General features: G+C 58.9%; 8 protein-coding genes and 4 pseudogenes. 9 read left to right on the forward strand and 3 right to left on the reverse strand.

The genetic code is table 11. From position 1 onward, the window contains the following. Positions 1 to 72: 72 nt before the first annotated feature. The 6 genes and pseudogenes from G3N99_RS01450 to G3N99_RS01475 all read left to right on the forward strand — a co-directional run bounded on the left by G3N99_RS01450 (position 73) and on the right by G3N99_RS01475 (position 5,282). Entirely contained in the window at positions 73 to 1,326 is a 1,254-nt protein-coding gene (locus tag G3N99_RS01450; RefSeq protein WP_206121428.1) for a DUF2957 domain-containing protein, read from the forward strand. Positions 1,327 to 1,399: 73 nt separating this feature from the next. Then, positions 1,400 to 2,224 (forward strand): OmpW family outer membrane protein, encoded by an 825-nt coding sequence (locus G3N99_RS01455; RefSeq protein WP_071332061.1) that lies wholly within the window; start codon positions 1,400 to 1,402, stop codon positions 2,222 to 2,224. Positions 2,225 to 2,345: 121 nt separating this feature from the next. Beyond that, complete coding sequence (locus tag G3N99_RS01460; RefSeq protein WP_174989822.1) at positions 2,346 to 2,849, forward strand: activator protein; 504 nt, start codon at positions 2,346 to 2,348, stop codon at positions 2,847 to 2,849. Positions 2,850 to 3,236: 387 nt separating this feature from the next. Then, a complete protein-coding gene (locus G3N99_RS01465; RefSeq protein ID WP_174989823.1) occupies positions 3,237 to 3,485 on the forward strand; it encodes a CsbD family protein in 249 nt (82 codons plus the stop codon). Between the two features lie 53 nt (positions 3,486 to 3,538). Further along, a complete protein-coding gene (locus G3N99_RS01470) occupies positions 3,539 to 3,910 on the forward strand; it encodes a phage holin family protein (RefSeq protein ID WP_174989824.1) in 372 nt (123 codons plus the stop codon). 424 nt (positions 3,911 to 4,334) lie between these two features. Further along, positions 4,335 to 5,282 (forward strand): annotated as a pseudogene (locus tag G3N99_RS01475) (IS481 family transposase). A 530-nt stretch (positions 5,283 to 5,812) separates the two neighbouring features. On the opposite strand, the gene G3N99_RS41690 reads toward G3N99_RS01475, so the two are convergent. Together G3N99_RS41690 and G3N99_RS01480 are read right to left on the reverse strand one after the other, a co-directional pair. Continuing rightward, on the reverse strand, positions 5,813 to 6,040 hold the full coding sequence (locus G3N99_RS41690; protein ID WP_254603412.1) for a hypothetical protein: 228 nt from the start codon (positions 6,038 to 6,040) through the stop codon (positions 5,813 to 5,815). Positions 6,041 to 6,312: 272 nt separating this feature from the next. Further along, a pseudogene (locus G3N99_RS01480) lies at positions 6,313 to 6,812 on the reverse strand (integrase core domain-containing protein); the annotation flags it as partial. An 899-nt stretch (positions 6,813 to 7,711) separates the two neighbouring features. Here G3N99_RS01480 and G3N99_RS42485 point away from each other — a divergent pair. Further along, positions 7,712 to 9,039 (forward strand): annotated as a pseudogene (locus tag G3N99_RS42485) (ESPR-type extended signal peptide-containing protein); the annotation flags it as partial. Positions 9,040 to 9,144: 105 nt separating this feature from the next. On the opposite strand, the gene G3N99_RS42490 reads toward G3N99_RS42485, so the two are convergent. Next, on the reverse strand, positions 9,145 to 9,645 hold the full coding sequence (locus G3N99_RS42490) for a hypothetical protein (RefSeq protein ID WP_277396555.1): 501 nt from the start codon (positions 9,643 to 9,645) through the stop codon (positions 9,145 to 9,147). Here G3N99_RS42490 and G3N99_RS42495 point away from each other — a divergent pair. Both G3N99_RS42495 and G3N99_RS42500 read left to right on the forward strand, forming a co-directional pair. Then, positions 9,545 to 10,512 (forward strand): annotated as a pseudogene (locus tag G3N99_RS42495) (hemagglutinin); the annotation flags it as partial. The gene G3N99_RS42490 and the pseudogene G3N99_RS42495 sit on opposite strands and share 101 nt — an antisense overlap. 1,792 nt (positions 10,513 to 12,304) lie before the next feature. Continuing rightward, positions 12,305 to 12,562: hypothetical protein (locus G3N99_RS42500; RefSeq protein WP_346778453.1), on the forward strand; the 258-nt coding region annotated here is incomplete at its 3' end.

A 12,562-nucleotide genomic window follows, 5' to 3' on the forward strand; every position in this document is an offset into this window, starting at 1 on the left:
ACCCTGCATTGAACACGTAACACCGGCGGCGCATGCGTCGCCGCCGGCGGATCGAATTTCAAGAGGATTCCTATGAATTTGAAGCAATGGATGGCTGCGGCTTCACTCGCACCCGTGCTGGCCGCATGCGGCGGCGACGGCGACCCGCCGCCCGCACCGGTGGTCCGGCTGTGCCCGCAGACGATCGACTACAACACGGTGTTCATCGGCGGGTCGGGATCGGGCGAGCTCGTGAAGGTGCAGCTCGACACGACGAAGATGACGTACCGGATGACCTACCTCGCGTCGCCGGTGCCGACCACCGCGGGCACCGTGCAGCCGACGCGCGACACGGCCCCCGCGAATGTGGTCGACGGCACGCTGGCCGACGAAACGGGGCTGCCGACGGTGAAGCTGAACCAGTGCACGTTCCGGATGCAGAACGCGAGCCTCGACCCGAACCGGCCCGCGCGGCTGTTCCTCGGCGAAGGCGTGCTGGGCGGCGCGATCCCCGGCGCGACGATCCAGTTCAACGGCGTGATCGGCGTCGGCAAGATTCCGCAGACGACGTTCCCGTACTACCCGTTCATCAGTTTCTCGTCGCTGGAAACCGACCTGACGAAGATCGCCGGCAAGTACAACCAGCTCGGCTATCACCAGGTGCCGTCGCAGAGCTTCCAGCCGGTGGCGCTCGACCAGCAGGTGACGATCAACGCGGACGGCAGCTACGTCGAGACCGACAACTTCGGCAAGAAGAACGGCGGGCAGCCGCTTGCATCGAGCGCGACCGTGAACCAGCCGTTCACGCTGCGGCCCGATGCGCCGGCGTTCCAGTCGCTCAACTACCTGCCGCAGATTCAGCCGACGCTCGCGGCGGTCGATCCGGCGAAGGCCGGCAAGGGGATCCTGATCGTTGGCAAGCTGCGCAACCAGCTCGTGCCGATCTTCATCCGCACGGGTGCAGCCAACGCGGACCTCACGCAAGGCCCGCCGAGCGCGGACGACGAATCGGGCATCTCGTTCCTGAGCCCGCAGACGGCGATCGCGCAAGGCTCGCAGAACGGCGAGTACACGGGTGTCGACAGCGCGTTCAACTACCGCGCGACCGCGCTCGTCGGCGCGCAGGCCACGTTGCTCGATCCGTTCAATGCGTCGCAGGCCGCGCTCACGCGTGCGCTGAATCTCGACTACACGCAGAAGGTGCCCGGTGTCGTCACGACCGTGCATGCGGATGCGGCGTCGGGGCCGGCGACCGGCAAGTTCGTGTTCACCGGCGGCGTATTCGGGTTCCTCGACATGAACGATACGAGCAACCCGTACTTCACGGTCGGCGCATTCGTGCAGTGACGCACGCCTGGATGGAGACACGGTGGCGCCGCGCGCAGATGCGCGGCGCCCGGACAGAATGAGGGGAGACTTCATGAAGAAGCTGATTGTCGCGGGTGTCGTCGCAGGCGTGTCGACGCTCGCATCGGCCCAGCAGGCGGGCGACAACGTCGCGACGCTGGGCTGGCTGCACATCATGCCGCAGGATTCGACCAACGGGCTGACGACGAATCTTGCCGGCATGCCGATCAACGGGCCGCTGCGCCTGCCCGGGTCGTTCACGTCGCCGGGCACGAGCCTGACGGTCAACAACGCCGATACCGTCGGCCTCACGCTCACGCACTTCTTCACCGACCATATCGCGGTGACGTCGGTGCTCGGCGTGCCGCCCGAGTTCACGCTCACCGGGCACGGCTCGATCCGGCCGCCTGGCCCGGCCGGCGCGCTCGGCAGCGTCAACATGGACAACCCGGCGAACCAGCCGGCGGTGAAGAACGCGCGGCAGTGGAGCCCGACGATCATTCTGCAGTACTACTTCAACTCGTCGACCGCGCGGTTCCGGCCGTTCGTCGGGATCGGCGTGGCCTACAGCTGGTTCAGCAACATCGAGCTGAACGGCAACTTCGCGAAGGACATCAACGAGAACCTCGGCAGCGTGCTTGCGGCCGGTGCCGGCAAGCCGGGGCCGACGTCGGTGGAGGGCAAGGCGTCGTCGTCGTTCACGCCGGTCTACAACGTCGGTGCGAGCTATGCGATCGACAAGCACTGGGGGCTCACGGCGACGCTGACCTACATGCCGCTGAAGACCTACTCGTCGCTCGTGATCAAGGCGGCCGACGGCTCGACGCTGGCCACCACGCGCACGCGGCTGAAGGCTGACCCGCTGATCACGTTCGTCGGGATTTCCTACAAGTTCTGAGCCGACCGGTGCGCATGACGCGCGTCGGCGGCTTCCTGCGACTGGCTGGCCGGACCTTTTCGGCCGGGAGGTCGCGTTCCTGGCGGCGTGCCGCCATTTGTGAAGAGAGAGGGCAGTTCAAATGAGCATTCGCAAAATCGTATCGCTTGTTGCTGCAGTGGCTTTCACCGCGGTTTCGGCCGCGCCTGCTTTCGCAGTTACCGTTACGCGGGCCGACGGTCAGCCGATGAACCCGAACGGCGAGCCTTTTTCCGCATCGGGCATCACAAGCCTCAGCAAAGGGTCAATCAACGCGTCCTGTACGTCCACCTTCAACGGAACGATCACGTCGACCGGCATCTTAACTATCACGTCGACGACATTCGCGGGCGGTGCGACATGCGGCCTAATTAGCGGCAGTGCAAGTAGTGGGTCGCCGTGGACCGGTCAAGCAGATAACACGACGCAACTTTCGATCAATAACGCTCAGGTGAATGTTACGTTGCTCGGCACCTGCGGTCCGAGCAAGGTGGTGACGGCATGGAACGATCCGAGCTCTTCGTTGACATTCAACAATGCTGTATTGACGCCGGACTGTACGGTCAGCGGGACTGTTGCCACGTCACCCAAGTTCCATGTTCAGTAACTGTTTGATTAGCCGATGAGGAACGGCGGTCGACGCGCGCGTGGCGGTTTTCCGCTATTTCGGAAGACCGTCCGCGTACCGACCCCTTCGTATGGTGGCGCGTTAGCCCTCGAGTGAGTCGGAGACTCGTCCGATACTCGGAAAGTACACGCAGAGGTTTCTGTTCGACAGTGAAGGCAACGTGCAGGCGGCTGCATTGTCGTGCCCCCCACAAATGCACTAAGGATCCCAGTGCATTTGAATATGATTCGCGATCCTATGCTGTCTCTATACTTTCTCATAGGAAATCGGATGATGTTGTCGATGTAGTAGAACTGTATCTAGGTGGGTTGAGAGCTCGATTTTGAGAGCTCGATTTGGGTAATACAATTGAACCGGAGGTCGAATATGTTTGAAAAAACGGACGGTATCGTACGCAATCTGGCTGGCAAGGGACAAGAAGCGGTCGGCGACGCGGTCGGCGATCCCGAGATGCAGCTTGAGGGAAAGTTGCGTCAAGTGGCCGGCAAGGCTCAGCAATCTTACGGCGAGGCGCTTGAACAGGTGCGCGACGTTACCGCCAATAATCCTGTCACGACACTGTTGACTATCGCGGCGGTGAGCTTTGTCATCGGTGCGCTTTGGTCAAAGCGTTGATCGGCCGTTGCCCATCGGCACGCGGTGTGTAGTGGCCTGCACCGGAGCACGCCATGATTTGGTTCTCAACAATGAGGAAGTGGCAGAACGTCGCGCGATTTTCGGTTTTGCGCTTGTCTGATTACGCGAGCCTTGCAGCAGTCGAGTTCGATCTGGCCAAACGGCGCTTCTTGCGAGACTTGATACTGTATGCAGTGCTCGGACTAAGCGCTATGTTCGGGCTTGCGTTCGTGTGCATCGCAGCGATCGTCAGTGCCGCGAAGACGCCGTACTTGATCGAAACGGCGTGGACCGTGGCGGGATTCTGGATATTTGCAGCCGTTGGCACGTTCATTGTCGTGCGCACACGCGAAGAGCTTGGCACATTTTCCGTTATCGGTGACGAGTTGCAGCGTGACATCCAAGCCATTAAGGAGCGCCTTTGATGAAGCGTAAGAATGGCGATGCCTCGCTGGAATCAAAGCGTCGGGCAATCCTTGCTCACATGGCCGCAACACGCGCCGAATTGTCAGCGTGTTGTCACTTAATCGAAGTGTTACAGCGGAAATCACGCTCTGGTCAGGGGATAGGGTTGCCGTCCATAGCCGGTCCAACAGGAACGGCCATCGGTGTGGCGCTTGCTGGCTGCGTAATTCTAGGTCCCCGACGGGTTGCGATGACCGCGTGTCGTGCCGCCCTAGTCGCCCTTATCGGTAGGGCCTCCCGAGAGATTGTGCGCTGAGTGGAGGATGCTGAGACCCGGTCAAAGCTCGTCGCGCGCGGCTACTGATATGTGTGATTCATAGACATCGTTTCAATTAAAATGAAGCGATGGACTGACAAATCGCCGCGCGATTACGTTGGGTACGCATGTATCACGAGACCGGCAATGCCGGCCTCGTGTGCGCGGGATGTGGCATATCTCGACCGACACTTCGCAGATGGCTACGCCGCAATCAGGAAGCTGGAAAAGCGGGGCTCCAGTCTCGCAGCCGTCGTCCACGCCGCAGCTCCAACCAGTAGGTTTCCGCGGCTGATCGGGCGACGATCCTCCGATTGCGTGTCGAACGCAAAGGCGCACGGCGTATCCAGGATGATTTGCGACTGCACGAGCAACGAGAATTATCTGTCGCGACCATTCGCCAGATCTTGAGCGAGGCGGGCGCAAAGCCGTTGATTCGATCCAAGCGACCGGCGCAGCCGAAACGCTATATCCGACCGGTGCCTGGAGACCGCGTCCAGATGGACACGACGAGAATCGCTCGAGGTGCGTACCAATAAACGGCGATCAACGACTGTTCGAGATTCCGGGTACTGGCGATATACCCACGCAGAAATGCCCGAAATACGCTGCTTTTTCTTGATCGCGTGATTTAGGAGATGCTGTTCCCGATCCAGCGTATCCAGACCGACCGAGGTGGTGAGTTTTTCGCCGAGTCGGTGCAGCGGTGCTTGATGAGCGAATGCATCAAATTCCGACCGATCCTGCCACGCTCGCCACACCTCAATGGCAAGGTCGAGCGTTCACAGCTCACCGACCGCAACGAATTCTGGTCGCATCATCCGCCGACCAAGGATGCGATCGACCAACGCATTGAGGAGTGGCAGTTCGATTACAACTGGCGGCGCCCGCACGGCTCACTTGGTGGTAAGACGCCCATCGACCGTATCGCGGAGTTGGGCGCAGTCACACCTCTCGCGGAGGAGGTGGGCGGTGCCTACGACGAATCGAAAGAGCGAATTCGACACCGCGAATGGCGCGTCGACAAGACTCTCGCCGAACATCACCGGCTCGTGCTGGAGTTCGCGTCTCCCTAACGGGGCCTCGAGCTCCGGCACGCAATGGAAACGGCGCACTAAAAAGTGAAACGATGTCCGTGAATCGCACACCTGATAGGTTCTTACGCTCACCGAGCGAAATACTCAGTGAGCCGCTCGGACGCTGACGTCGCTTCGTCAGCGCGCTTTTAGCATTGCGTCGGCAAGCTTGTAAGCGCTTGCCGCTCTCTTGGATTCATAATCTGGGATTGCTGTAATGTTGCGTCCGGCATCCCTTGAAAGCAATCCTTGAAGGGCTGTGGCTGCAAAGAAGTCTCGCAAATCCGCAATCCGGTTTTCTCGTTCCGGTAGCGTCGTTGTTCCGGACCTGTCCGAATTCGGTTTGCAAGGGACACGCGCCTCATTGGAAAGCACTTCGGTTGAGGTGTTGGCAAATAGTTCATCGAATGGTAGCCGCATATGTTTTACTCAGTGAGTATTTTGCGCTGGACAACGGAAAGGCGAGCGTGATAAATAGGGCACGTTTGCGGTGCGGCCATCATCTCGGCGGTTGGGCGCGCCTCGGCGCGTCAGCCGTTATTGCGAAGTTCCTCCGGCGTGCTAGCGGCTTTTGCCTTTTTCGCCGCGTGATGGTGACCGATTGCGCATCCGGCAGCGGCACCCACGACGCCATGATGACCGGCAACATGGCCTGCTACACCGCCCGCCGCTGCACCTTTTAGACACCCAGCGGCGCTAGCCGACGCCGCAGCAGCCAGCAGAGTGGCGCAAATCATTGCACTGGATAGGACCTTCACGTTGTACTCCGGTGGGGCAAGGATATAGTAATTTGCAATAGTCTGATCAATGCTTGAAAACGCTGCCCTATGCGGAAAGCGCATTGCGACGTGGCCTAGCATAGCGGCCAATCAAGCGTGCTAAAGCGTTCGAGTAAAGTACCGGCAAATATGGCTGCGTTGACGATGCATATTGCCTAGGTTGTGTGGTGCGTTCGTACTATGACCATTAGTTCTCCCTTCGCCTACTGGCAACTGATTGTGGAATCGACCCTGTAATCCCGGAAACCGCTTCACGCTAAAGTAGTTGAATCTATCGAGCGCCCGAACCCGCGAGGCGAGCGGTATTTCAGCGCGCTGTGGGGCTGCTTCTCCTTGTAATGCTCGAACGCGACGGCCAAGTTTTTTGCAGCAGTCGCCGCGTCCGACATCAACTAACAGGCGGCGTAATCACGTTTCATGGTCTTCGCGAAACTCTCGGCCATACCGTTACGGGCCGCACGCCAGCATGGTCAATGGCTTCAGGCCAATGTCCGTCGCAATCCGGCGCGTGTCGTCGACCGTATAGCCCGAAACGTTGCTGGTCAGCCACTCGATCTCGGACGGTATTTGCAGTTTCTCGGCAAACCGATTTTGCCCTGCCGCTAGCATCACGTCGCGCACGATGTCACCCGTTGTGGCCCGCCGTCATAGCCGCCAAGCTCACGGTCTCTCGGTCGCAGCACTCCGACGCGAACGTCACGCGCGGCGGTTCGCCGTTGTCACATCGGAACTCGAAGCCGTCCCGCTGGTCGCCCGCGCGACGGCCATCCGCCGGGCGAAGGCGGCGACGAGTTCGCATGAAATGGCTCATCTGGTCGGACTGAACATAGACGCGGCTCAAGCTGTCGATACAGCCGCCCGGATTCCCTTTTCGATACGAACGCTACGGTGTTTAGCGCGCCTTCTGAACGTTGGCCTTTGGGCTTGAGCTGGTCGACAGCATATCCACCCAATCGCAACGTTTTCGGGGCCTGATCACGTCGATCTTGTGTAATTTCGTGCGTGCGGAGATTCGGCGCAGATCCTTATGTCAGGTAATCTCGCATCGCCAGTTTACGTTTCGAAAGTACAACCGCTTGAGCTAGGTCGAAAAATCTACATTGATGACATCTGCATCCCTTGCTCAAAGACCGTGGAGGGCATCCAATCTATCGAATCGCGATTGGCTGAATGCAGTGGCGTAGACTTTATGCGGCCTGGTGATCGGAAGCCATTTTTTTTGCGATGTGCAAAGATAGATTAAACGTTTGCGGGGGGTGTGATTTTCAATTGCATGATTTTTTATAAAAACAAAAAATGATGATTATTTTAAAAAAATACACAAATTGATATTACTGGTGGTGTGGTTATATTATAATCATTGTAAAATTTTAAGTTTTTAAACATTTGTAAGCCGATTTAATATTAATTGGCAATACCATGCCTGAGTGGCGTCATAACCTAAATATTGGCAAGGCCTTAATTGTTGTCGATGTAACTGTAAGGTATGGCGTCGCAATATTGTCGGCATCGGGGCTCATGCATTGGCGATGTGTATTAAGTGTGATGTGAGCGTATCGCTTTGAATGAAGTCAATAATTAATAATCCCAATCAAATCGATTTAATTTGTCGATTTGAATGAGGGTGATTTTGCGCGGTTTGGGGTGGATATGAATAAAGTATTCAAAGTTATCTGGTGCAAAGCTAGTGGAAACTACGTTGTCGCATCCGAGCATGCGCGCGCTAAGCAGGGGGGGGCACATTCATCTCGGACCTCCAACATCATGGAGATGCTTGCAACGAGTCGGACGTTTGCAATCACGCTTGCAATAGGATCCTTATTTGGCGGAGGAATTAGTCCCGCGCCCGTTTTCGCTGGTGTAATAAACGGAGGTGGCAATACGACTGGCTCCAACTCGATTGGTGCTTCGGGTTCTACAACCGGAACGGTAGGCAACAGTTATATTGGCTCTTCGGGGCAAGGCGTCGCAATCACGGGCGACGATGACTGTTTGAGTCTGAGTCCTTCCAAAACTGCACTAACCACCTCAAACGTCGCATTCACGCTTGGAACGACGTCACAAACAACCGATCCTGGAGTTGCATGGACCGGGGTGCCAGCGTACAACATTACATGGAACGGGGTGCCGATCGGCTATTACAGCGGTGCATCGGGAATTTCTGGTGGCGGGGTGTCACCCGCGGGTTCCCAGGCAACGTTGGCATGGGGTTTCAATTCATTTGCCGGTGGCTGTGGTAATCGGGCATTTGGTATGGGATCGACCGCCATTGGTATGAATAATCTCTCTGGCCTGGCTGGTTCCACAGCTCTGGGTATAGCCAATACGGCGTCGGGCGCAGGGGCGATCGCGATTGGATTGTTTAACACAGCGTCTGGAACGGGTAGCACTGCGCTCGGAATTGGGGCGCAGGCGATCGGAAATGGTTCAGTTGCTCTGGGCTTTGGTGGAAATGGCGACGCCACGAATGCGACCATTGCGAGTGGAGCAAACGCAATCGCCATTGGAGGAGATACAACCAAAGGCGCGCAAGCAACCGGAGCAGATTCGATCGCACTGGGAAGCGAGGCTAACGCCGGAACGACGAGCGCAATTGCAATCGGTACTTCCGCGACGACTTCGCTGGCAAACAGCGTGGCGATCGGTTCCGGCAGCGTCGCAAACGCGACACACTCGACTACGAATTGGACAACGGCGAACGGTGTATTTCGAGGCGCAACCTTCACCGTTAATCAGGCACCGACTAATGGAGTAGTCGCTGTTGGAAGTAGGCAGATCCAAGGTGTGGCGGACGGTGAGATTTCTGCGACATCAACTGACGGTGTAAACGGGAGCCAACTTTATAAGCTTGCTCAAGCAGCGGCAGCAGCGTCGACGCATTACTACAGCGTGAACGACGGTGGTCCACAAAGAGGAAACTATGCCAATAACGGGGCAACGGGGATTGACTCCGTTGCTGCGGGCACCGGGGCGTCCGCAGCTTCGCAGAATGCCGTTGCCCTTGGCAACGGCGCTTCGGTTGCAGCCGGGGCAGACGAGGGGGTGGCCATTGGGAATACGGCAACTGTAAAAGGTACTGGGACCTATGGCATTGCAATAGGTAATGGAGCGATATCGAGTGGTTCAGAATCGATGGCTGTCGGCCTTTCCGCGACTTCCAGTGCGATGAGTTCGACAGCAGTCGGGTTCGGAGCAATCGCGAATGGTTTTAGCGGTGCGGCGTTTGGAGCCTTGTCGACCGCAAGCGCTGACTTCAGCACGGCATTTGGAAATTCTGCGACTTCGAGTGGATATACCAGCACGGCTCTTGGTGGTGCTTCGGTGGCGGCGGCGCAGTTCGACCTTGCTGCGGGGGCTTTCGCAGTCGCCAATGGCGGTGCGACCGGTAACGCAACTGCGGTTGGAGCGAATGCAACTGCAACTTCTGGGTATGCGTCTGCGGTGGGAGGGTACGCGACCGCATCAGCCACTGGGGCGACCGCATTGGGATCTTTTGCGACGGCTGCTGCAACAAATGCATCGGCAATTGGCATCAATGCAACTGCAGCAGCAGTCAATTCCGTTGCCGTAGGTAGTTCAACCATTGCGTCTGGTGCGTCTGGGGCGGTTGCGCTAGGTTCTTCGGCAAGTGCAAGCTATGCGAACAGCGTCGCGATTGGTGCGGGCAGTACAACAGGTGCGTCAGCACCGACAGGGTCAGGTTACATCACAGATCAAGCTGCGCCGACCTCGGAAGTATCTGTGGGTGGCGGCACCGCAGTGACAAATCGTCGTATCACTAACGTAGCCGACGGCTCCGCTCCTACCGATGCAGTGACAGTTGAGCAACTCAGTACAAGCAACGTCAGTCTCTCGACTGGCATCGCTGTGCTGTCAACTTCCATGTTGACGGGCTTCTCATCGACTAACAGCGCAATTTCCTCGCTTTCGACCTCCACGTCGACCGGCCTCAGCACGGTTGCGACCACGACGAACAATCTTGGCAACAGCGTGGCGTCGGCACTCGGTGGGGGCGCTGCGTACAACCCGACGACCGGGACGGTTTCCGCGCCGGCGTACACGACTTACAACGCGGACGGCACGACGTCGACCGTCAACAGCGTTGGCTCGGCAATCGATAATATCAACAATCAGGGCATCAAATACTTCCACGCGAACTCTACCGGCGCCGACAGCACCGCGACTGGCATCGACGCTGTCGCCATCGGCCCTGGTTCAGTCGCCGTTACGAACAACTCCGTTGCGCTCGGCGCCAACTCGTTGACCGCCCCGGCTAACCCGACAAGCAGCGTAACCATTAACGGCGTTACGTTCAGCGGATTTGCTGGCGCCTCGCCGGTCGGCACCGTTAGTGTCGGTGACCACAACAAAGAACGGCAGATCACCAACGTCGCTGCCGGCCAGGTAACGTCGACCAGTACCGACGCGATCAACGGCAGCCAGCTGTATTCGGTCGTCCAACAGGTTGGTACTGCAACCAGCGCCATTTCGTCGCTGTCGACGTCGACTTCGACGGGTCTGTCGTCGGCTAACAGCTCGATCGGTTCGCTCTCGACCGGTCTCTCGTCGACCAATAGCTCGGTCACTTCGCTGTCGACTTCCACGTCGACCGGCCTGTCGTCGACAAACAGCTCGATTGGTTCGCTGTCCACGGGTCTCAGCTCGACGAATAGTTCGGTGACTTCGCTGTCGACCTCGACCTCGACGGGGCTGTCCTCGGCAAACAGCTCGATCACGTCGTTGTCGACCTCGACGTCGACGGGCCTCTCGTCGGCCAACAGCTCGATCGGTTCGCTCTCGACCGGCCTCTCGTCGACCAATAGCTCAGTCACCTCGCTGTCGACTTCGACCTCGACCGGCCTCTCGTCGGCTAACAGTTCGATCATGTCGCTGTCGACTTCGACGTCGACTGGTCTGTCGTCGGCAAACAGCTCGATCACGTCGTTGTCCACCTCGACGTCGACCGGTCTGTCGTCGGCCAACAGCTCGATCGGTTCGCTGTCCACGGGCCTCAGCTCGACGGATAGTTCGGTGACCTCGCTGTCGACCTCGACCTCGACAGGTCTCTCGTCGGCAAACAGCTCCATCGGTTCGCTGTCCACAGGCCTCAGCTCGACGAATAGCTCGGTGATTTCGCTGTCGACCTCGACCTCGACCGGCCTGTCCTCGGCAAACAGCTCGATCGGTTCGCTGTCAACTGGCCTCAGCTCGACGAATAGTTCGACTACTTCGCTTTCGACCTCCACGTCGACGGGTCTGTCGTCGGCGAATAGCTCAATCACCTCGCTGTCGACCTCGACCTCGAGCGGCCTCTCGTCGGCCAACAGCTCGATCACCTCGCTGTCGACTTCCACGTCGACCGGCCTCTCGTCGACCAATAGCTCGGTCACCTCGCTGTCGACCTCGACGTCGACCGGTCTGTCGTCGGCTAACAGCTCGATCACGTCGCTCTCGACGTCGACCTCGACGGGCCTGTCGTCGGCCAATAGCTCGATCGGCTCGCTCTCGACCGGCCTCTCGTCGACCAATAGCTCGGTCACCTCGCTCTCGACTTCGACGTCGACCGGTCTGTCCTCGGCTAACAGCTCGATCACGTCGTTGTCGACCTCGACGTCGACGGGCCTCTCGTCGGCCAACAGTTCGATCGGTTCGCTCTCGACCGGCCTCTCGTCGACCAATAGCTCAGTCACCTCGCTGTCGACTTCGACCTCGACCGGCCTCTCGTCGGCTAACAGTTCGATCACGTCGCTGTCGACTTCGACGTCGACTGGTCTGTCGTCGGCCAACAGCTCGATCGGTTCGCTGTCCACGGGCCTCAGCTCGACGGATAGTTCGGTGACCTCGCTGTCGACCTCGACCTCGACCGGCCTCTCGTCGGCAAACAGCTCGATCACGTCGTTGTCCACCTCGACGTCGACCGGTCTCTCGTCGGCTAATAGCTCGATCGGTTCGCTGTCCACGGGTCTCAGCTCGACCAATAGCTCGGTCACCTCGCTGTCGACTTCGACCTCGACCGGCTTGTCGTCTGCTAACAGCTCGATCACCTCTTTGTCGACCTCGACCTCGACCGGCCTCTCGTCGGCGACTAGCTCCATCACGTCGCTGTCCACGTCGACCTCGACCGGCTTGTCCTCGGCGAACAGCTCCATCATCTCGCTGTCGACCTCGACCTCGACGGGCCTCTCGTCGGCCAACAGCTCGATCGGTTCGCTGTCCACCGGCCTCAGCTCGACGAATAGTTCGATGACCTCGCTGTCGACTTCGACCTCGACGGGCCTGTCGTCGGCGACCAGCTCGATCACCTCGCTGTCGACCTCGACCTCGACCGCGATCAACGCCGCGAAGACGCACTACTACAGCGTCAACGACAACGGCACGACGCAAGGCAACTACGACAACACGGGCGCAACGGGCACCAACGCCCTCGCGGCCGGCGTGAACGCCAGCGCGGCAGGCGCCAGCAGCGTCGCGGTCGGCGACGGCTCGAACGCGCAGACGGCG

This window comes from Burkholderia sp. Ac-20392 (assembly GCF_017104585.1).
GTDB lineage: Bacteria > Pseudomonadota > Gammaproteobacteria > Burkholderiales > Burkholderiaceae > Burkholderia > Burkholderia lata.